General features: G+C 49.4%; 27 protein-coding genes. 3 read left to right on the forward strand and 24 right to left on the reverse strand.

Features of this window, described 5'->3' with window-relative positions; genetic code table 11:
- Positions 1–246: 246 nt before the first annotated feature.
- Together IAE55_RS32085 and IAE55_RS32090 are read right to left on the reverse strand one after the other, a co-directional pair.
- Positions 247–477 (reverse strand): hypothetical protein, encoded by a 231-nt coding sequence (locus IAE55_RS32085; protein ID WP_076176772.1) that lies wholly within the window; start codon positions 475–477, stop codon positions 247–249.
- Between the two features lie 121 nt (positions 478–598).
- A complete protein-coding gene (locus tag IAE55_RS32090; RefSeq protein WP_200634859.1) occupies positions 599–1,204 on the reverse strand; it encodes a stage II sporulation protein M in 606 nt (201 codons plus the stop codon).
- Positions 1,205–1,387: 183 nt separating this feature from the next.
- Between IAE55_RS32090 and pdaB the strand changes: the two genes are divergently transcribed.
- Complete coding sequence (gene pdaB, locus IAE55_RS32095; protein ID WP_116234504.1) at positions 1,388–2,194, forward strand: polysaccharide deacetylase family sporulation protein PdaB; 807 nt, start codon at positions 1,388–1,390, stop codon at positions 2,192–2,194.
- 30 nt (positions 2,195–2,224) lie between these two features.
- Here pdaB and IAE55_RS32100 read toward each other — a convergent pair whose 3' ends face one another.
- Positions 2,225–2,815 carry a KinB-signaling pathway activation protein gene (locus IAE55_RS32100; protein WP_145029982.1) on the reverse strand — a complete coding sequence of 197 codons (591 nt, stop codon included), beginning with the start codon at positions 2,813–2,815 and terminating at the stop codon, positions 2,225–2,227.
- Between the two features lie 127 nt (positions 2,816–2,942).
- Between IAE55_RS32100 and gerD the strand changes: the two genes are divergently transcribed.
- On the forward strand, positions 2,943–3,662 hold the full coding sequence (gerD, locus tag IAE55_RS32105) for a spore germination lipoprotein GerD (protein ID WP_145950227.1): 720 nt from the start codon (positions 2,943–2,945) through the stop codon (positions 3,660–3,662).
- Positions 3,663–3,722: 60 nt separating this feature from the next.
- Here the strand turns inward: gerD and IAE55_RS32110 are convergent, their stop codons facing one another.
- The 4 genes from IAE55_RS32110 to IAE55_RS32125 form a co-directional block, all read right to left on the reverse strand.
- Positions 3,723–4,826, reverse strand: a complete 1,104-nt coding sequence (locus IAE55_RS32110) for an Mrp/NBP35 family ATP-binding protein (RefSeq protein WP_200634860.1) — start codon at positions 4,824–4,826, stop codon at positions 3,723–3,725.
- Between the two features lie 72 nt (positions 4,827–4,898).
- Entirely contained in the window at positions 4,899–5,666 is a 768-nt protein-coding gene (cwlD, locus tag IAE55_RS32115) for an N-acetylmuramoyl-L-alanine amidase CwlD (protein ID WP_200634861.1), read from the reverse strand.
- A 69-nt stretch (positions 5,667–5,735) separates the two neighbouring features.
- On the reverse strand, positions 5,736–6,905 hold the full coding sequence (gene sat / locus IAE55_RS32120; protein ID WP_105441894.1) for a sulfate adenylyltransferase: 1,170 nt from the start codon (positions 6,903–6,905) through the stop codon (positions 5,736–5,738).
- Between the two features lie 33 nt (positions 6,906–6,938).
- The gene (locus tag IAE55_RS32125) at positions 6,939–7,631 is read right to left on the reverse strand and encodes a phosphoadenylyl-sulfate reductase (RefSeq protein ID WP_076176764.1); all 693 of its coding nucleotides are present in this window, start codon (positions 7,629–7,631) and stop codon (positions 6,939–6,941) included.
- 335 nt (positions 7,632–7,966) lie between these two features.
- Between IAE55_RS32125 and IAE55_RS32130 the strand changes: the two genes are divergently transcribed.
- The gene (locus IAE55_RS32130) at positions 7,967–8,200 is read left to right on the forward strand and encodes a hypothetical protein (RefSeq protein ID WP_105441895.1); all 234 of its coding nucleotides are present in this window, start codon (positions 7,967–7,969) and stop codon (positions 8,198–8,200) included.
- A 108-nt stretch (positions 8,201–8,308) separates the two neighbouring features.
- Here IAE55_RS32130 and rpsI read toward each other — a convergent pair whose 3' ends face one another.
- The 17 genes from rpsI to rplR all read right to left on the reverse strand — a co-directional run bounded on the left by rpsI (position 8,309) and on the right by rplR (position 17,834).
- The gene (rpsI, locus tag IAE55_RS32135) at positions 8,309–8,701 is read right to left on the reverse strand and encodes a 30S ribosomal protein S9 (RefSeq protein WP_076176762.1); all 393 of its coding nucleotides are present in this window, start codon (positions 8,699–8,701) and stop codon (positions 8,309–8,311) included.
- A gap of 19 nt (positions 8,702–8,720) precedes the next feature.
- Positions 8,721–9,158 (reverse strand): 50S ribosomal protein L13, encoded by a 438-nt coding sequence (gene rplM / locus IAE55_RS32140; protein WP_145029990.1) that lies wholly within the window; start codon positions 9,156–9,158, stop codon positions 8,721–8,723.
- Positions 9,159–9,293: 135 nt separating this feature from the next.
- The gene (gene truA, locus IAE55_RS32145) at positions 9,294–10,118 is read right to left on the reverse strand and encodes a tRNA pseudouridine(38-40) synthase TruA (protein WP_200634862.1); all 825 of its coding nucleotides are present in this window, start codon (positions 10,116–10,118) and stop codon (positions 9,294–9,296) included.
- Between the two features lie 260 nt (positions 10,119–10,378).
- Complete coding sequence (gene rplQ, locus IAE55_RS32150) at positions 10,379–10,744, reverse strand: 50S ribosomal protein L17 (protein WP_076176759.1); 366 nt, start codon at positions 10,742–10,744, stop codon at positions 10,379–10,381.
- A gap of 33 nt (positions 10,745–10,777) precedes the next feature.
- Entirely contained in the window at positions 10,778–11,722 is a 945-nt protein-coding gene (locus IAE55_RS32155; RefSeq protein ID WP_076176758.1) for a DNA-directed RNA polymerase subunit alpha, read from the reverse strand.
- 135 nt (positions 11,723–11,857) lie between these two features.
- Positions 11,858–12,253 (reverse strand): 30S ribosomal protein S11, encoded by a 396-nt coding sequence (rpsK, locus tag IAE55_RS32160; RefSeq protein WP_009589209.1) that lies wholly within the window; start codon positions 12,251–12,253, stop codon positions 11,858–11,860.
- Between the two features lie 19 nt (positions 12,254–12,272).
- Positions 12,273–12,641, reverse strand: coding sequence for a 30S ribosomal protein S13 (gene rpsM, locus IAE55_RS32165; protein WP_076176757.1), 369 nt, complete (start codon positions 12,639–12,641; stop codon positions 12,273–12,275).
- A 21-nt stretch (positions 12,642–12,662) separates the two neighbouring features.
- Complete coding sequence (gene rpmJ / locus IAE55_RS32170; RefSeq protein WP_026688601.1) at positions 12,663–12,776, reverse strand: 50S ribosomal protein L36; 114 nt, start codon at positions 12,774–12,776, stop codon at positions 12,663–12,665.
- A 155-nt stretch (positions 12,777–12,931) separates the two neighbouring features.
- The gene (infA, locus tag IAE55_RS32175) at positions 12,932–13,147 is read right to left on the reverse strand and encodes a translation initiation factor IF-1 (protein ID WP_017692098.1); all 216 of its coding nucleotides are present in this window, start codon (positions 13,145–13,147) and stop codon (positions 12,932–12,934) included.
- A gap of 2 nt (positions 13,148–13,149) precedes the next feature.
- The gene (locus IAE55_RS32180) at positions 13,150–13,458 is read right to left on the reverse strand and encodes a KOW domain-containing RNA-binding protein (protein ID WP_076176756.1); all 309 of its coding nucleotides are present in this window, start codon (positions 13,456–13,458) and stop codon (positions 13,150–13,152) included.
- Between the two features lie 10 nt (positions 13,459–13,468).
- Entirely contained in the window at positions 13,469–14,221 is a 753-nt protein-coding gene (gene map, locus IAE55_RS32185; RefSeq protein ID WP_200634863.1) for a type I methionyl aminopeptidase, read from the reverse strand.
- Between the two features lie 5 nt (positions 14,222–14,226).
- The gene (locus IAE55_RS32190) at positions 14,227–14,871 is read right to left on the reverse strand and encodes an adenylate kinase (RefSeq protein ID WP_076176754.1); all 645 of its coding nucleotides are present in this window, start codon (positions 14,869–14,871) and stop codon (positions 14,227–14,229) included.
- 86 nt (positions 14,872–14,957) lie between these two features.
- Positions 14,958–16,256 (reverse strand): preprotein translocase subunit SecY, encoded by a 1,299-nt coding sequence (gene secY / locus IAE55_RS32195; RefSeq protein WP_089549796.1) that lies wholly within the window; start codon positions 16,254–16,256, stop codon positions 14,958–14,960.
- Positions 16,256–16,696 (reverse strand): 50S ribosomal protein L15, encoded by a 441-nt coding sequence (gene rplO / locus IAE55_RS32200; RefSeq protein WP_076176752.1) that lies wholly within the window; start codon positions 16,694–16,696, stop codon positions 16,256–16,258. The genes secY and rplO overlap by 1 nt, the downstream gene beginning before the upstream one ends.
- Before the next feature lie 47 nt (positions 16,697–16,743).
- Positions 16,744–16,929, reverse strand: a complete 186-nt coding sequence (gene rpmD / locus IAE55_RS32205; RefSeq protein WP_076176751.1) for a 50S ribosomal protein L30 — start codon at positions 16,927–16,929, stop codon at positions 16,744–16,746.
- A gap of 12 nt (positions 16,930–16,941) precedes the next feature.
- The gene (gene rpsE / locus IAE55_RS32210; RefSeq protein WP_076176750.1) at positions 16,942–17,439 is read right to left on the reverse strand and encodes a 30S ribosomal protein S5; all 498 of its coding nucleotides are present in this window, start codon (positions 17,437–17,439) and stop codon (positions 16,942–16,944) included.
- Positions 17,440–17,465: 26 nt separating this feature from the next.
- Positions 17,466–17,834 carry a 50S ribosomal protein L18 gene (gene rplR / locus IAE55_RS32215; protein ID WP_105441898.1) on the reverse strand — a complete coding sequence of 123 codons (369 nt, stop codon included), beginning with the start codon at positions 17,832–17,834 and terminating at the stop codon, positions 17,466–17,468.
- Positions 17,835–17,886 lie beyond the last annotated feature (52 nt).

Below are 17,886 nucleotides of genomic sequence, written 5' to 3' on the forward strand. Positions count from 1 at the left end.
ATAAGACCATCGCGTTTATACTCACTCGTTGTTCAGTTTTCAAAGATCAAAATCTCTTTCATTCGTCATCGCTTCATCTCAGCGGCGACTTTTATAATATATCATACTCACCAGTTATTTTGCAAGAGTTTTTTTTAAAGTTTTTTACCACTTCCTATCAACCTTGCAAAAGCACTGTGCTTCGTCTCAAAACTCAAAACTGAAGCGAAAATTAATTTATCATAAGATAGGCAGCACCGTCAAGCATTATTGTTTAAATTGTGATAGCTTGCTGTTACGCGCATACTTTGAAAGCTCCTTTTGCGGAGCGAATCGGGCATACATTCGAAAAACAGTCTTGTAGCGGTTCGCAATAGCATTACGGATATCCTGATCCAATCGCTGATCGCTTAAGTCGAACAGCATCTCGTCCAGCTCCTTCCGCAGCACATAATCTAATTCCTTACATTCCTTCTCGTTAAATAGCATACCCAACATATTAGAACTGGCCCCCCTGTAGATTTATACCTGAACGTCCATAATCGGAACGGAAATGGTTTTATCGTCTTACTGTTATGCTCAACTTTTGGGAAATTTATGAATCGCAATTTACAAAATACTAATTCTGCATCAAGGCATAGGTAACGGTACTTTCAATAATTGCGGCAGCAAACAGCAGGATGACGACCCAAAAGGCTGCTGTAACCGATTTTCGCAGCACTCCCTCACCTTCCCTGCCCCATGCTCTCCTTCTCGGATAAATTCCGCTGATGACCCAGCTTCCCATTTTGATGCCGTAGGCGCATGCGATGATAATCGCCGGTATTTCAATAATTCCGTGCGGCAGGAGCCCCCTGATGACTAGATCGGCTATACTCTCTCCTTGGGCGCTTAAACTGTGTACCAAATAACCTATAACCATTCCGTTAACCAGCAGAAACATCACGGGCAGTATTCCCACCAGAAGACCCAAGTAAACGATCAGAACGCCTTTAATACTGTTATTGAGAAAAATAAACCCGAAGAAGCTCCACTGCGGATGCTTAGAGTTCTGCAGATTACCGCTGACCTCCTTCAACCCGCTTAGCTGCTGGTTCACCAGTTCGGCCAAAGCCCCGGTACTGATCCACCCGGCCGCCACTCCGGCAGCAAAAAGCAATACGGCAAACAACAATGTTTTTTTGATCGACATCAAGTCTCTTATAAATGTACTCAAACGAAGCAAACGATTACCTCCTCATAGTAATAAGTCCCAAGTACGAGCATACATTGAAGTAAACAAGCTTTACATGAGCATTTTTCCTGAGATTCGTTAAAGGGGATCATTACAGCCTATTAATAAAAACCCTTTGCTATAACGGACGACAGTGCAAAATGCTGATGTACGGAAAGGGGAGCTTACGAGCATATGAATTCATTTTTCTATGTGCTGAATGGCAGGAAAATAAAACGCACGTTCCTCGTGCTGGCCGCTGCGGTATTTGCCATCGGTATCATCTATGTCGAGAGCGACAACATCACGGTATTCTCTGAGGGGGCTCCAGCAGCCATTTACAGCGTCCCTACCGAGAAGAAAGTGATCGCCCTGACGTTTGATATCAGCTGGGGGGAAAAGCGGGCAGAGCCCATTCTGAAGGTTCTGAAGGACAAGAATGTGCAGAAGGCTACTTTCTTTATATCCTCCCCTTGGGGAAAAAGCCATCCGGATATCGTAAATGACATCAAAAACAGCGGGTTTGAAATCGGTAGCCACGGCCACAAGCACGTGAATTACAGCACGCTGAGCGACGAAGAAATTCGCAAGCAGCTGATCACCGCCAATTCTATATTAACCGATTTGACCGGCAAGGAACCCAATCTCCTCCGCCTCCCCAACGGGGATTTTGACAAGCGGGTATTGAAGATCGCAGACAGCCTAAATTATAAGGTCATCCAGTGGGATACCGATTCCCAGGACTGGAAAAACATCGGTGCGCAAAATATCGTTAACCGCGTAGTGTCGAAGGCCCACCCCGGGGATATCGTGCTTCTCCATGCGAGCGACTCAGTCAAGCAGACCCATGAAGCGCTTCCGGTCATTATTGATGAGCTCCGCAAGCAGGGATACGAATTCGTAACCGTGTCCGATCTGCTCAGCCAAGCGGATACCAAGGGAAAAGAGATTCACGACCAAGCGGCGATGCAGCAAGCCATTGATGACGCAGCCGGCATGTAATGATAAGCAGAGAAAAAAGAGCTAAGGATCTTAGCTCTTTTTTGCGTTCAACACTTTATGAAGGATTAAAATTTGGTAAGCATTGCAGACGATTAGCGGAACCAGAATAAAGACTGTGGCGTTGTTGACGCCGATTTTCAGTCCTCCCACCAGCTCCACGATCGTGATCGCCGTCATGAAGAAGATTGTCGGTATCCAAGCCGTCGGATTGGTCGCTTTCGCCTTAAAATAAGCTACAACAATGGCTACGACAAGGATCGATATGCCGACAACCAAGTCGGAAAGCTGGCTGTTCTCCTTCCCGACGAAGGAGCGGAAAAACATGACTTCAAGCAGCGCCAAAACCGCGAGGACAAGCTGTATGTACTGCCATACTTTCTTAGGGAACACCCCTATGGCTGTGTAATTCAAAATCATATAAGCGAAGAAGCCAAGCTGGGAATAGACGCTGACCATCAGGCCGTACCCGAATAAAATGACCAGATAAAACAAGTAGTCCGCTGGCCCCTTAAATTTAATTATACCGCTTCCAAACTGCAGCAGCACCCCGGCCACAATCGCCGCTATGGAGCCGGCAAGCAGCGTTTTCCAAAATAATGTCATCCATCTTTTTAAGTTCAAATATTCTGCACCCCCAAGACTTTATTTTACCAACGTTCACAATAAAAAACCATCCATGCCTCGACATATTTCGAATTTTCGGATGCCATACTACAAACAGGATCTGAAGCAAAGGAGGACAACACAGATGAAGTGGCCGGTTATCGGTTTATGTGCGCTTTTTCTCGGTATTTCCGCGGCTCTGACAGGCTGTGGTTCGGAACAGAGCTATGCCCCGCCCCAGAGCGATTATAAAGAGATGAAAACAATGGTTGTCGATATCCTGAAGAGCGATGAAGGCAAGAAAGCCGTCGAGGATGCCCTGAAGGGTGGTGGCAGCGGTTCGGGAAGCAGCGGCTCCGGTTCTGGTTCGGGGCTCGGTATGCAGATGATGTCCCTTCAAGCCGGAGAGCAAATCCGGACGGCCGTCAAAGACACCATTACCGCTCCGGAGTACAAGAAAGAGTTCGAAAAGATCATGACAGATCCCCAGTTTGCCGGGGACTTCGCCAAAGCCATCAGCTCGCAGAACAAGCAGCTGCATATGCAGTTGATCAAAGATCCTACTTATCAGCAATCCGTCGCCGATATTATGAAGTCACCCGAAGTCATGAAAATGTTCCTGGATATTACCAAGACCCCTGAATACCGCAAGCAGTCAATGACCGTCATGCAGGAAGCCATGCAGAACCCGTTGTTCAAAATAGAAGTCATGAACATGCTGAAGGATGTCGTGACCCAAGAACTCCAGCCTAAAGTCGAGAAATCGCAAAAGAAAGGCGGGGGTAAAGGTCAAGAAGGCGGGGACCAAGGCAGCAGTGAAGGCGGCAGCAAGGAAAACGGCGAGGGCGGCGGTGGAGGAAGTTAACGGCATTAAAAAAAAGCCCCGATTGGGGCTTTTTTTGCTGTGATGAAGCAAATGTGTAGTTTATTGCTCGCACTTCGCAACAATTGATGCGGCCAATTGACTGTAGATCTGACCCGTCGGCGTGTCCGCCTTATATACAGACGGTGAGAAGTCCGGTTCGGAGACATGGTTATCCGGCGCTCCAAGCGGCAGCTGCGCCAGCAATTCCGTATGAAGCGTTTCCGCCAATTGTCCGCCTCCGCCCCGTCCGAATACGTAATCCCGCTTGCCGCAGTCTGAGCACTCGTAATAAGCCATATTTTCGACGACGCCCAAAATGTCATGATTGGTCTGAAGCGCCATCGCTCCGGCACGAGCGGCTACGAAAGCAGCAGTAGCGTGCGGTGTCGTGACGATGATCTCCTTGCTCTGCGGCAGCATCTGATGAACGTCAAGGGCCACATCGCCCGTTCCCGGCGGCAAGTCAAGCAGCATATAATCGAGCTGTCCCCAACCGACGTCGCCGAAAAATTGGTGCAGCATTTTGCCGAGCATCGGACCGCGCCAAATGACCGGGTTGTTCTCACGGATAAAGAAGCCCATCGACATCACCTTCACGCCAAAGCGCTCCACAGGGATGATGGTGTTGTCCTCTACCACCGGCCCCTCTTCAATCCCCATCATATCCGGCACGCTGAAGCCGTAAATGTCGGCGTCAATAAGCCCTACGCGCTTGCCCATACGGGCCAAGGCTGCAGCCAGGTTGACGGTTACCGTCGATTTGCCGACGCCGCCCTTACCGCTTGCTACCGCGATAAAATGGACGTTCGGATCCTGCAGCAGCTGGTTGTGCTCCAGCCCGGCGGCATGTCCTTTGACGAGCTTATCCTCGTCCTCCTGGCGCATACGCGCCGACTCGCCTAATATTTTCTCGCGTTCCAGCTCATTAGCCTCCCGCATCCGGATGTGAATCTCCGCACCCTCTGCGTCCCCAAGCCGTTCCCGGATGTCACTCTCAAGCGCCTTGGCGTAATCCTCACGCTTGTCTAAGGTGATGACCGACAGTGAAATCCGGCTTTCCTTCACAACGATATCTCTTATCATTTGCAGCTCAATCAGGCTCTTCCCTGTGACAGGCTCGACGATTGGCTGTAATAGCTGTTGCACTTGCTCACGTGATAACATGCTGGCAGCACCTCTGCTTTATAGTATTCATCTTAAGTTCCATCTAAAGCCTCAGGTGCTATTATACCATTCTCAAGGATTTTCTGACGACACTTTCGCCTTCTCGCCGGACAAATACCGGAGAACCCCCTTGTAGACCGATGCGGCGACCTTGCGCTGGTAGCTCTCATCCCTGAGCAGCTCCGACTCCTGCGGATGGGACAGGAATCCGACCTCCACCAGAGCCGAAGGCATTTTCAGCGCTTGAAGCAGATATACTGTATTCACCGTTTTGGCCACCCTGTCCGTATTTTCGAGGTTCCGCTTAATCTCATCCTGAATTAATGCAGCCAGTCCTGCGTTGTCCGGATGATTCGGATAATAAAACGTCTGGGCGCCGCGGTATCGGTTCGACGGAAAGCTGTTCATGTGAATGCTCAAAAACAGATCCGCATGCTTGTCCTCAATGAACTTGGCCCGCTGCTTCAAATCCTCTGTCTTGCGTTTAGAGTACCCTCTCGTATCGCCGGCCAGATCGTAGTCGCCTTCTCGGGTCATCACGACAATCGCACCCGCCTGCTGCAAATAGTCGCGCAGATATAGGGCGATCGCCAGGTTAATGTCTTTTTCGATTACGCCCTGCTTGCTGACGGCACCTCCGTCCGGCCCGCCGTGACCGGCATCCAGTGCGATCACTTTCCCCGACAGCGGCAGACCCAGGGAACCCGTCGTCTTTTCGGCAGGTATTTGGTATGTGGCCACCGCAATAAAAACAATCAGCAGGCAGAGGCCGATCAGCGCTTTTTTGACCGTGCTTACCCGGATCCACAGCACCTGTTTTTTTCGTCCCTGCTTGGACATAAAAAATCCACCTCCGTTCCCCATATCGACTCTACACATCTATATGGGGCGAGGTGGACAAATAGTACTTTATGAAGATACTTGTGCGGACATCCCTTCGATCAAAATCTTAGCGACCTCAGGACGGGTAAATTCCGGTGGCGGGCAGACGCCGTCCCGCAGAAGGCCGCGTACCTTCGTACCGGACAAGGTCAAATGATCTTCCTTCGGATGCGGGCAGGTTTTGCTGGATGCCATATTGCCGCACTTTTTGCAGAAGAAGCTGTGTTCGAAAAACAGCGGAGTAATGCCGAGTTCTTCTGCCGTGAAATTCGAGAAAATTTCCTGGGCTTCATAGGTGCCGTAGTAGTCGCCTACGCCGGCATGGTCGCGGCCGACAATAAAATGGGTGCAGCCGTAATTTTTGCGGACCATCGCATGGAAAATGGCTTCTCTCGGGCCGGCATAACGCATAGCAGCCGGGAACACGCCAAGGAACGTACGATCGGCCGGGTAGTAGTTTTCGAGCAGGACCAGATAACTTTTCATCCGGACGTTGGCCGGAACGTCATCCGACTTGGTCTCGCCAACGAGCGGGTTCAGGAACAGCGCATCGACAATCTCAAGCGCACTCTTCTGGATGTACTCATGAGCCCGGTGAACCGGGTTACGGGTCTGGAAGCCGACAACCTTCTTCCATCCCTTCTCTGCAAAAATACGACGCGTCTCCGCCGGATCAAAATAAAACTCGCCAAACTTGGCCGGTTTCGGACGGTTCAGCACTTGAATGCTTCCGCCCACATAGTTCGACGGGCGCTCAAACAGCTTCTTAACGCCAGGATGCTCGGAATCGCTTGCCTTGAATACCTTGGTGGCTTCAGCGGTCTGATCGACGCTGTAAATGCTCTCGACATCAAGGACGGCATACACCACCCCGTCTTCGGCTCCTACGAGGGCTGCCTTGTCGCCTACGGCGAGTTCCGCAGCCTTCTCATCGTCCACAGCCAGCGTAATCGGAATGCTCCATACCGTGCCGTCCGCCAGCCTCATGCGGTCGACGACCGACTGGTAATCCTGCTCATTCATAAAACCCGTCAGCGGGGAAAAAGCGCCTACGCCAATCAGATCGATATCCGAAATCGTCCAAGTATTCACAGGAATCTGTTTAAAACCGGCCGCAGCTTGCAGCAGCTCTTCTCTGGCCTGGCCTTCAGCAATACGGTTAATCAAGGTACCTCCGTGAGGCTGAATCGCTGTCATCTTTTCGCTCCCCTTCTTCTGGTCCGTTATTTATTACTTATGAAGTCCGCATTCAATTTTGTCACTGTTTGCCCAGCGTCCTGCACGAGGATCTTCTCCAGGGGCAACTGCACGCGTGCAGTGCATGCATCCGATACTCGGGAAGTTCATGTCGTGAAGCGGGTTGTAGAATACCTGGTTTTCACGAATGTAATGCCATACGTCGTCGGAAGTCCAGTCAGCCAGCGGATTGAATTTAACAAGTCCGAATTTGTTGTCGTATTCCACCTTCTTGGCGTTAGCCCGGGTAGGCGCCTGATCGCGGCGGATGCCGGTAATCCAAGCGTCGTACTGGGACAAGATCCGGGTCAAAGGCTCTACCTTACGGATGTTGCAGCATGCGTTAGGATCGGATTTCCACAGCTCTTCGCCATGGGCAGCCGCCTGCTCTTCGGGTGTCAGCTTCGGCGATACTCTTACGAACTCAATGCCATATTTGGCGGCCAGGCGGTCCCGGGTTTCGTACGTTTCTTTAAAGTGGAAATCGGTATCGAGGTAAAAGATGTCGGTCGATGGGCTTACCTTTTGCAAAATATCAACGAGCACGACGTCTTCGGCGCCAAAGCTGCAGGCAAACGTAATGTTCGGGAATGTCTCCACCGCAAGTCGGATCAATTCTTCAGCCGTAGCATGTTCCATTTCTTCGGCTTGTTTCTGGATCCACTGTTCTTTTTCGAGCAAATTCATACCAGATGCCTCCATTCTGAATAAAAGTATCGTTTGTAATTCACTATAATCCCTACTGAAATAATATGATTAATCACAAGTATAAAGTAAAACTGCTGGTTGTCAATTCCTTTTCGCCGTATTTTTTATCATTTTGGAATAAAGATTTTGAATAAGGGGCTCATATGCCAATTTCTTCGCATTCCCCTATGCATAAACGTACTTTTGGGGATGACATACTAATCCGGTAAAGGGATTTGGGGCTGACAAGCTGTATACGCCGCTGTGTACAGAGGGCATCGGGCCACAGCAACATTGGGCTATATACACTAGATTATTGGGAAGGAGTGTTCTTGGTGATCGTATCTTCGCATCAACTGAAAAATGTGAGCGGGCCGCTGTTTTGCGAGACCTGCAGCCAGCTATCCGATCAGTTCAATGTATGGTGGACGGACGGTAAAAATGATGATGGCCTGGACTACTGCAACATTCATGTGGAATGCGCCACCTGTCACAATGAGGTATTTCACAAGTCGGCCGTGGGGGATATTCATAATTTGGACGACGCGATAAACGTGCTGAGCCAATAAAACGGCTGAGAGTACTAAGGGCGGAGCGAGATGTCCCTTACGTTAAAGACAACAAAAAATCGCCCTAGACCAGTAATGGCCAGGGCGATTTGTACATAAAAGTAAATATTAACGTTTCGAGAACTGTGGCGCGCGACGAGCGGCTTTGAGACCGTATTTTTTACGTTCTTTCATCCGTGGGTCACGAGTCAGGAAGCCTGCTTTTTTCAGAGCTGGACGGTATTCCGGATCTGCTTTCAGCAGAGCGCGGGAGATCCCGTGGCGAATGGCTCCGGCTTGGCCGGAAATGCCGCCGCCGTTGGCAATAACGAGCACGTCGTATTGTCCCAGCGTTTCAGTCAAAGTCAGTGGTTGTTTTACGATCAGTTTGAGGGTTTCCAAACCGAAGTATTCGTTGATATCACGTTTATTAATGACAATGCGTCCTTCACCCGGTACAAGGCGAACACGAGCTACCGAATGTTTACGACGACCTGTCCCATAGTATTGTACTTGTGCCATGAAACTGTCCTCCTTTTAATTAGCCGCGAAGTTCGTAAACTTCTGGGTTTTGTGCTGCATGCGGATGTTCAGTACCTGCGTATACTTTCAGTCTCAGCTTCATTTTCTCGCCCATGCGAGTTTTAGGAAGCATACCGTGAACAGCGGATTCCAATACACGTTCTGGCTTGCTGTTCAGCAGATCCTGAGCGTTTGTCACTTTCAAACCACCTGGATGCAGGGAGTGACGGTAGTATTTCTTGTTCTGAAGCTTCTTGCCTGTCAGGTGTACCTTCTCAGCGTTGATGATGACAACGAAATCACCTGTGTCAACATGAGTGGTGAATTGTGGCTTGTGTTTGCCGCGGATCAGAGCCGCTACTTCGCTCGCCAGACGTCCGAGCGTTTTGCCTTCGGCATCAATGATGTGCCATTTGCGCTCTACTTCATTTGGCTTGGCCATATAGGTCGTACGCATGAATAGTTCCTCCTTGGTTTCGTCCGAAAATCATTTATCTTCGTTCAATTGTCATTGTTAAAAAGTTAATTTTCATGTTAGGAATGTGAATCTCTTAACTGGGGCTGTGGGAAAGCCATTAAGAAAACACAACTTTTATTCTACAGTATCGCCAGGCAAATCGCAAGCTGATTTTAAATTATTTTCATCAGCCGCTTCATACTCGACGTTCCATAAAATCAGTCCCTTGGCGACGGCTGTAGGCCCCGCTTTGGACCGGTCCTTGGCTTCCAGGATCGCCGACATATCTCCGGGCTTCTTGCGGCCTTTCCCGATCTCCAGCAGCGTCCCCACGATAATGCGGACCATATGCTGAAGAAAGCCGCTTCCTGTGACGTAGATATGGATTAGCCCCTGATCCCGAGTCCCTGGACGGCACATGGAATCATCTACCACGAGCTCGGCCTCATACAACGTCCGGATATGGGAAGGTTTCGTAGAATGGCGCGAAGCAAAGGAAGTAAAGTCATGAGTCCCGATCAGATGCTTCAATCCTTCCGCCATTGCCGCAATGTCCAGCTTGACGGGATGATGGAATTGGGTTCGTCTCTGGAACAGATCCGGAAACTGGTTGGCATTGATGGTATACCGGTACGTCTTCCGTTTGGCCGACCTTCTGGAGTGGAACTCCAGCGGAACTTCCGCCGCCTCCCAGACGATAATGTCTTGGGGGAGCCGCGAGTTGAGGGCGATGCACCAACGCTCGACGGGAATCTCGGAAGAGGTGATGAAGTTAAACACCTGGCCGCGAGCATGCACACCGGCGTCTGTACGCCCGGAAGCGTGAATCTTGACCTCTTCCCCTGTCAGCAGCTTGATCGCCTTCTCCAGGGCATCCTGGACCGTGCTGCCGTCCGGCTGGGTCTGGAACCCGCAGTAATCTGTACCGTCATAACTGACCTTCATGCATAGGTTGCGCATTTCTTAAACCTCCTGAATCCGATACCGCATGGTTTCCCGATGAACGGGGAATCCTATCCATTCGTACGTTTTTACACAAAAACGGCCCCACCGCGATATCACGGCGGAGCCGTTCCTGTATTCTGGCTCGGATGAACCGGCTGCTTCTTTTCAGAAAAAGAAGCTCCCTTCAGGAGCTCCTTAGACACGTCCCTAGAAGTGAAAAAAAGGGTTTGATCAGAATCATGGATTCCTTCCACCCTTTCCTCATCCTCATCAGTTTACGCGCGGTCAACCAGTTCCAAATAAACCATAGGCGCGGAATCACCGCGACGAGGTCCGAGCTTCAGGATACGTGTGTATCCGCCTGGACGCTCAGCGTAACGTGTAGCCAGCTCGCTGAACAGTTTTTGGATTGCGTCTTGCTCCCCATCTACCGTTTCACGACGAACGAATGCTGCCACTTGGCGACGGGCATGAAGATCACCCTTCTTTGCTTTCGTGATCAGCTTTTCAGCGATCGTGCGAACTTCTTTCGCTTTCGCTTCTGTCGTTTGGATACGCTCGTATAAGAACAGGTCGGTTACCAGGTCACGGAACAAAGCTTTACGTGCGCTGGAATCGCGGCCCAACTTTTGGTATGCCATGTTTTCCCCTCCTTCGCTAACAATCCTAAGATGCTATTCTTCTGTACGGAGTCCCAAACCGAGCTCTTCGAGCTTCTCTTGAACTTCCTCCAAAGATTTGCGGCCCAGGTTGCGGACTTTCATCATATCTTCTTCGGTTTTCGTGGTCAGCTCTTGTACCGTATTGATACCGGCACGTTTGAGACAGTTGTAAGAACGTACGGAGAGATCCAGCTCTTCGATTGTCATCTCAAGCACTTTTTCTTTTTTGTCTTCTTCTTTTTCGACCATGATTTCCGCATCTTTCGCTTCGTCCGTGAGACCCACGAACAGCATCAAATGCTCGGTCAAAATTTTGGCGCCGAGGCTAACCGCCTCTTCTGGTCTAATGCTGCCATCAGTCCATACTTCAAGCGTCAATTTGTCGTAGTTGGTCACTTGACCAACCCGCGTATTCTCCACGCCGTAATTCACGCGGCTAATCGGGGTATAGATAGAATCGACCGGGATGACGCCAATGGGTTGATCATCACGTTTATTCTTATCTGCTTGGACATAGCCACGACCGCGGTTAGCAAAAATACGCATATGGAGTCTCGATCCAGGACCCAGTGTAGCAATATGCAGGTCCGGATTAAGAATTTCCACATCGCTGTCCGCCCGGATGTCTCCTGCCGTCACGACTCCTTCGCCCTCAGCATCGATTTCGAACACTTTCTCTTCGTCCGAATGAATTTTCAGGGAAAGAGCCTTCAGGTTCAGAATAATTTCCGTTACGTCTTCCATGACGCCCGGAACCGTTGAGAATTCATGAAGCACACCGTCAATCTGAACAGATGTAACGGCCGCGCCAGGCAGCGAGGAGAGCAGAATCCGGCGAAGTGAATTCCCCAGAGTCGTTCCATATCCTCGTTCCAGCGGCTCTACCACAAATTTTCCATAGGCTCCGTCTTCACTGACGTCTACGGTCTCAATTTTCGGCTTTTCGATTTCAATCACGCAAGTACCCCTCCTTCAAACGTCGCTCCTATATGAAACTGTCACCTTGTTCAAGTGTATCCATGTAGTATGCCTAAACAACCATTATTAGCAGATTGTGCCGGTTTTATACCACATTCCCAGGTTGACTATCAATTAGACACGACGACGTTTTGGCGGGCGGCAACCGTTGTGAGGAATTGGAGTTACGTCTTTGATCAGGTTGACTTCCAGACCAGCAGCTTGCAAAGAACGGATCGCTGCTTCACGGCCTGCACCTGGACCTTTAACCATAACCTCAACTGCCTTCATACCATGTTCCATTGCAGCTTTGGCAGCTGTTTCAGCAGCCATTTGCGCAGCAAACGGAGTGGATTTACGGGAACCTTTGAATCCGAGGCCGCCGGAGCTTGCCCAAGAAATTGCGTTACCGTGAGGATCCGTGATCGTTACGATCGTATTGTTGAACGTGGAACGGATATGAGCCACGCCAGATTCAATATTTTTACGGTCACGACGTTTAGTACGTACGACTTTTTTCGGTTTAGCCATTGTCTTTTATCCCCCCTTATTATTTCTTCTTGTTCGCTACAGTACGACGAGGGCCTTTCCGTGTACGAGCATTGGTTTTAGTACGTTGTCCACGAACCGGCAGACCGCGGCGATGACGCACACCACGATAGCATCCGATTTCAACGAGACGCTTAATATTTAAGGAAATTTCACGACGCAGGTCACCTTCAACCTTAACCCCTTTGTCGATCGTTTCACGCAATTTGCTGACTTCATCTTCCGTCAAATCACGAACACGAGTGTCCGGATTGATGCCTGTTTCGCTCAGAATTTTCTGGGAAGTCGTTTTACCGATTCCGAAAATATAAGTCAAGGCGATCTCAACGCGTTTGTCACGTGGCAAATCCACACCAGCTATACGAGCCATTTTACGCTACACCCCCTTCTCTTAACCTTGTTTTTGTTTGTGCTTCGGATTTTCACAGATAACCATTACAGTACCTTTGCGACGAATGACTTTGCATTTTTCGCACATGGGCTTTACAGAAGGTCTTACCTTCATGTTCATTACCTCCCTAAAGTTTTGCCAAGCAAAACTCTCTTCGTAGGATGACTCGGAGTCAACCGGACCAGGTCCGGATAAAATGTTCACTACGTTAATTGCTGCAAACGGGATGTTTAACATCCTGAACGTTTCCCCTAAAGGAAACGGAATTGCTATTTACGATAAGTTATACGACCTTTGGTTAGATCATAAGGCGATAACTGAACGACCACTTTGTCGCCTGTCAGAATACGGATAAAGTGCATCCGCAGCTTACCGGAAACATGGGCAAGAATCTGATGACCGTTCTCCAGTTCGACCTTGAACGTTGCATTCGGCAATGGTTCAAGAACCGTGCCTTCCACTTCAATAACATCTTCTTTGGCCACAGTCAGTCTCCTTTCTCTTCAGCTTGGGATTCGGTGGACTTCATAAACTTCATCACTGCATAACGCAGCTTTCCGTTTGTGACCCGACCGCTTTCTTTTAAACTGTCAACAACCTCACTGCTGATAAACTTTTGGGGTTCCAGATGCAATAGATTCTTCTTCTTGCACTGGTCAAACTTTCGTTTGTCCCCGTCAGCTATATACACAAATCTGCTGTCAGCTATGGATACGACCACGGCGAGCTGTCCGGCATCCTTGCCTTTCAGGATCTTCACAATTTGACCGATTTGCGGGCTGCTTTGATTGCTCAAGAACGATCACCTACACATCCAGTTTTGTGAAAATCTCCATGCCGTCCGGCGTCACAGCCACCGTATGCTCAAAATGGGCACACAGGGAGCCGTCAACCGTAACGACCGTCCAGTTGTCTTCCAGCGTCTTAACATACCTTGATCCGGCATTGACCATCGGTTCGATCGCCAATACCATGCCGGGTTTAAGCCGAGGCCCTCGGTCCGGCGTGCCAAAGTTCGGAATTTGTGGTTCTTCATGCAGTTCTGCCCCAACACCGTGCCCGACATACTCCCGGACAACCGAGAAGCCGGCATCTTCAATCACGCGTTGAATGGCATGCGAGATCGTAAACAGGCGCACATCAGGTTTGACAAGCTCTAAGCCTGCATATAAAGACCTTTCGGTGACGTCCAGCAGACGCTGGGCTTCCTCCGAAATGCTCCCTACAGGATAGGTCCAAGCGGAGTCTCCATGGTAACCACGGTACTGCGCACCGATGTCTAGCGTAATAATGTCGCCTTCGTTTAATTTGCGTTTGCCGGGAAATCCGTGCACCAATTGATCATTGACTGAAGCGCAAATGCTGGCAGGAAAACCATTGTAGCCTTTAAAAGACGGCAGCGCATGTTGACTGCGAATGTAGTGGTCTGCAATCCGATCAAGTTCTCCGGTTGTGATCCCCGGGTCGATGTGTTTGGCCATAAGGCGATGCGTTTCCGCAACGATCCGTCCGGCCTCCCTCATAAAGCCAAGTTCCGTTTCGGACTTACAAATGATCATTACAATTAACCTCGCAGTACCGATACGATTTCATCGGATACCGTACCGATTTCCTGATCCCCATCGATCTGACGCAAAAGACCTTTGTTCTCATAAAACGTAAGGAGCGGTGCTGTTTTGTTGATATATTCGTCCAGGCGGGTACCTACGCTCTCTTCGTTATCATCCGAGCGCTGATACAATTCGCCTCCGCATTTATCACATACACCTTCCTGTTTTGGCGGGTTGAAAATCACATGATAAGTCGCACCGCAGTTCTTGCAGATCCGGCGTCCCGTAAGGCGCGCCATCAGCTTGTCGCGGTCAACTTTCAGGTTGATGACATGATCAAGCTTCGTGTTCAGTCTGCTAAGAATTTCATCCAGCGCTTCCGCTTGCGAAAGGGTTCTTGGAAAGCCGTCCAATAAAAAACCTTTTTCGCAATCGGACTGCTGCAGACGTTCTTCAACAATGCCGATCGTTACATCATCCGGTACCAGGAGTCCTTGGTCCATGTATTCTTTGGCTTTCTTCCCGATGGGAGTCCCCTGTTTAATCGCCAAACGAAATGCATCGCCTGTCGAAATATGGGGAATGCCGAATTCATTGACAATGACTTCCGCCTGTGTTCCCTTACCTGCCCCAGGAGGGCCCATGAATAGTATGTTCACGTTTCTCTCTCCCTCCAAACACTACCGTTACAAGAAACAACGCAATAAGCACCGGGAAGTTCAATGGACTTCACCGGGACCTATTACTATTTATTGATAAAGCCTTTGTAATGGCGCTTAATCAATTGACTTTCGATGGTCTTCATTGTATCCAATGCCACACCGATGACGATGAGCAGTGAAGTTCCCCCGATTTTCACCGAGTTCGGCAGACCGGCAAGCGTACCGAAACCAATCGGAAGCAGAGAAATAACGGCCAGGAAGATGGCGCCGGTCATCGTTAACCGGGACATTACGCGGGTCAGGTACTTCTCAGTCGCTTTACCAGGACGAATGCCAGGAATGTAGCCACCGTTTTTCTTCATGTTATCAGCCATTTGGTTTGGATTCATCTGCACGAATGTGTAGAAGAAAGTGAAACCAATGATCATCAGAACATACAGCACCATACCAAGAGGGTAATCATATCGCAAGTTTGTTTGGATCCATTGGGCCCAAGCATAAGTGTTAAAGAATCCTGCGATAATGGTAGGGAACTGCAGCAGGGATACGGCGAAGATGACTGGAATAACGCCCGCAGCATTGATCTTGAGCGGAATGTGCGTATTCTGTCCGCCGTACATTTTGTTGCCTACCACACGTTTTGCATACTGCACAGGAATTTTACGAATCGCTTGCTGGATGTAAATGACACCCGCAATAATCGCCACGATCACAATAAGTATGATGATCGTCTTGAGTGTATTCATAAATACCTGACCATCTTGAATAAAGTTGGAACTCGCTGTACTCCGGATATACATCGGGATGTTAGCGACAATCCCTGCAAAAATCAGAATGGAAATACCATTACCGATTCCTTTTTCAGTAATTTGTTCACCAAGCCACATCAGGAATGCAGTACCTGCGGTCAATACGATCGCAACGAGCAGGTAATCCACGAAGGTGGCGTTAGGAATCATTTGCGTACCGTACAACCGGTTAAAACCGATGGCCATCGCAAACGACTGAATCAGGCCCAATACTATCGTACCATAGCGTGTCAATTGCGCTGACTTCTTCTTCCCGTGCTCGCCTTGTTTAGCCCATTCGGCAAGTTTCGGGACGACATCCATCGACAACAACTGCACGATGATGGACGAGGTAATATACGGCACGATCCCGAGGGCAAAGATGGAGAACTGATGAAGCGCTCCTCCCGAGAACGTGTTTAAGAGACCAAACAACTCGCTACCCTGCTGATTCGTTTGCTCCAGGACCGTTTTATCGACGCCTGGAACAGGAACGAATGAACCGATACGGTAAATGATCAGTACAAACAAGGTGAACAAGATTCTCTTGCGTAGGTCCTCAACCCGCCATATATTCTTCAGGGTCTTAAACATTAGATCACCTCGGTTTTACCGCCGGCAGCCTCGATTTTCTCTACCGCAGATTGAGAGAACTTGTTTGCTTTTACAGTCAATTTTACGGTTACTTCGCCATTACCAAGAATTTTGATGCCGCTCTTCGTGTTTTTCACGACGCCGCTTTCCACCAAAAACTCAGGAGTTACTTCAGTACCCTCTGCAAAGCTGTTCAGTTCCTCGATGTTCACGATCGCATACTCTTTCCGCGTAGGATTTACAAATCCACGTTTCGGCAGACGACGATACAATGGGTTTTGCCCACCTTCGAAGCCAGGACGCACACCGCCGCCAGAACGAGCGTTTTGACCTTTGTGACCACGGCCAGATGTTTTACCAGTACCGCTACTTGTTCCACGGCCAACACGTTTGCGTTCTTTGCGGGATCCAGCAGCTGAGGAAAGTTCGTGTAACTTCATCGTTCGTTGCACCTCCTTAATATTTCTAGGTTAATCTTGTTGCAAGATTAACCTTCAATTTCAGTAACAGATACCAAGTGGCTCACTTTGTTGATCATTCCGCGAATTGCAGGATTGTCGTTATGAACCACCGTCGAATTTAATTTACGCAAGCCGAGAGTTTTTACAGTCGTGCGCTGAGTTTCAGGACGGCCGATCAAACTGCGGACGAGGGTAATTTGAAGTTTAGCCATGACATTCCCTCCTTAACCGAGCAGCTCTTCGACAGATTTGCCACGCAATTTGGCTACATCTTCAGCACGCTTCAGACGGGACAAACCCTCCAAAGTCGCGTTGACCATGTTCATGGAGTTCGAAGAACCCAAAGATTTTGTCAAGATGTCACCTACACCTGCCAGCTCCAGTACGGCACGCACAGGACCGCCGGCGATAACTCCAGTACCTTCAGACGCTGGTTTCAAAAGAACGCGTCCAGCACCAAAGTGGCCAGTGACCAGGTGAGGAATTGATGTTCCAACGAGAGGAACGTGAATCAGATTTTTCTTAGCATCTTCGATGCCTTTGCGGATGGCGTCAGGAACTTCGCCTGCTTTACCGATACCAGCACCAACCCAGCCTTTGCCGTCACCGACAACTACCAGCGCGCTGAAGCTGAAACGGCGTCCGCCTTTTACTACTTTAGCAACGCGGTTAATATTAACCACTCTTTCAGTCAGTTCCAAAGTGTTAGGATCTACACGCAAGTCGTTTACCTCCTTTTTAGAAATTCTTAGAATTCCAAGCCTGCTTCGCGAGCTGCATCAGCCAGAGCTTGAATCCGTCCATGGTACAGGTATCCTCCGCGGTCGAATACGATCGAAGTATGACCTTTTTCTTTCGCACGCTTAGCAACGAGTTCGCCGACTTGACGAGCAGCCTCAACGCTGCCGCCGTTTTTCACGGAACCGCTAATTTCTTTATCAACAGTAGATGCAGAAACGATGGTTACGCCAGCTACGTCGTCGATCAGTTGAGCGTAGATATGTTTAGAAGAACGGAATACGTTCAAACGTGGGCGTTCAGCAGTACCTTGGATCTTCTTGCGTACACGCAGATGACGTTTGAGACGAGCCTTGTTCTTATCCTCTTTTGTAATCATGTCTTCCCTTTCACTCCTTTCAGTTTTGCCATGACAGCTTCACTTTAAGACG

Origin of the sequence: Paenibacillus sp. S28 (assembly GCF_016624415.1) — a bacterium.
GTDB lineage: Bacteria > Bacillota > Bacilli > Paenibacillales > Paenibacillaceae > Paenibacillus_AQ > Paenibacillus_AQ favisporus.

Coding starts and splice junctions, on each gene's coding strand:
- IAE55_RS32085 (WP_076176772.1), bottom strand. CDS start 477: ATGTTGGGTATGCTATTTAACGAGAAGGAATGTAAGGAATTAGATTAT.
- pdaB (WP_116234504.1), top strand. CDS start 1,388: ATGAATTCATTTTTCTATGTGCTGAATGGCAGGAAAATAAAACGCACG.
- gerD (WP_145950227.1), top strand. CDS start 2,943: ATGAAGTGGCCGGTTATCGGTTTATGTGCGCTTTTTCTCGGTATTTCC.
- IAE55_RS32110 (WP_200634860.1), bottom strand. CDS start 4,826: ATGTTATCACGTGAGCAAGTGCAACAGCTATTACAGCCAATCGTCGAG.
- cwlD (WP_200634861.1), bottom strand. CDS start 5,666: ATGTCCAAGCAGGGACGAAAAAAACAGGTGCTGTGGATCCGGGTAAGC.
- sat (WP_105441894.1), bottom strand. CDS start 6,905: ATGACAGCGATTCAGCCTCACGGAGGTACCTTGATTAACCGTATTGCT.
- IAE55_RS32125 (WP_076176764.1), bottom strand. CDS start 7,631: ATGAATTTGCTCGAAAAAGAACAGTGGATCCAGAAACAAGCCGAAGAA.
- rpsI (WP_076176762.1), bottom strand. CDS start 8,701: ATGGCACAAGTACAATACTATGGGACAGGTCGTCGTAAACATTCGGTA.
- rplM (WP_145029990.1), bottom strand. CDS start 9,158: ATGCGTACGACCTATATGGCCAAGCCAAATGAAGTAGAGCGCAAATGG.
- truA (WP_200634862.1), bottom strand. CDS start 10,118: ATGCGCAACCTATGCATGAAGGTCAGTTATGACGGTACAGATTACTGC.
- rplQ (WP_076176759.1), bottom strand. CDS start 10,744: ATGGCATACCAAAAGTTGGGCCGCGATTCCAGCGCACGTAAAGCTTTG.
- rpsK (WP_009589209.1), bottom strand. CDS start 12,253: ATGGCTAAACCGAAAAAAGTCGTACGTACTAAACGTCGTGACCGTAAA.
- rpsM (WP_076176757.1), bottom strand. CDS start 12,641: ATGGCTCGTATAGCTGGTGTGGATTTGCCACGTGACAAACGCGTTGAG.
- rpmJ (WP_026688601.1), bottom strand. CDS start 12,776: ATGAAGGTAAGACCTTCTGTAAAGCCCATGTGCGAAAAATGCAAAGTC.
- map (WP_200634863.1), bottom strand. CDS start 14,221: ATGATCATTTGTAAGTCCGAAACGGAACTTGGCTTTATGAGGGAGGCC.
- secY (WP_089549796.1), bottom strand. CDS start 16,256: ATGTTTAAGACCCTGAAGAATATATGGCGGGTTGAGGACCTACGCAAG.
- rplO (WP_076176752.1), bottom strand. CDS start 16,696: ATGAAGTTACACGAACTTTCCTCAGCTGCTGGATCCCGCAAAGAACGC.
- rpmD (WP_076176751.1), bottom strand. CDS start 16,929: ATGGCTAAACTTCAAATTACCCTCGTCCGCAGTTTGATCGGCCGTCCT.
- rplR (WP_105441898.1), bottom strand. CDS start 17,834: ATGATTACAAAAGAGGATAAGAACAAGGCTCGTCTCAAACGTCATCTG.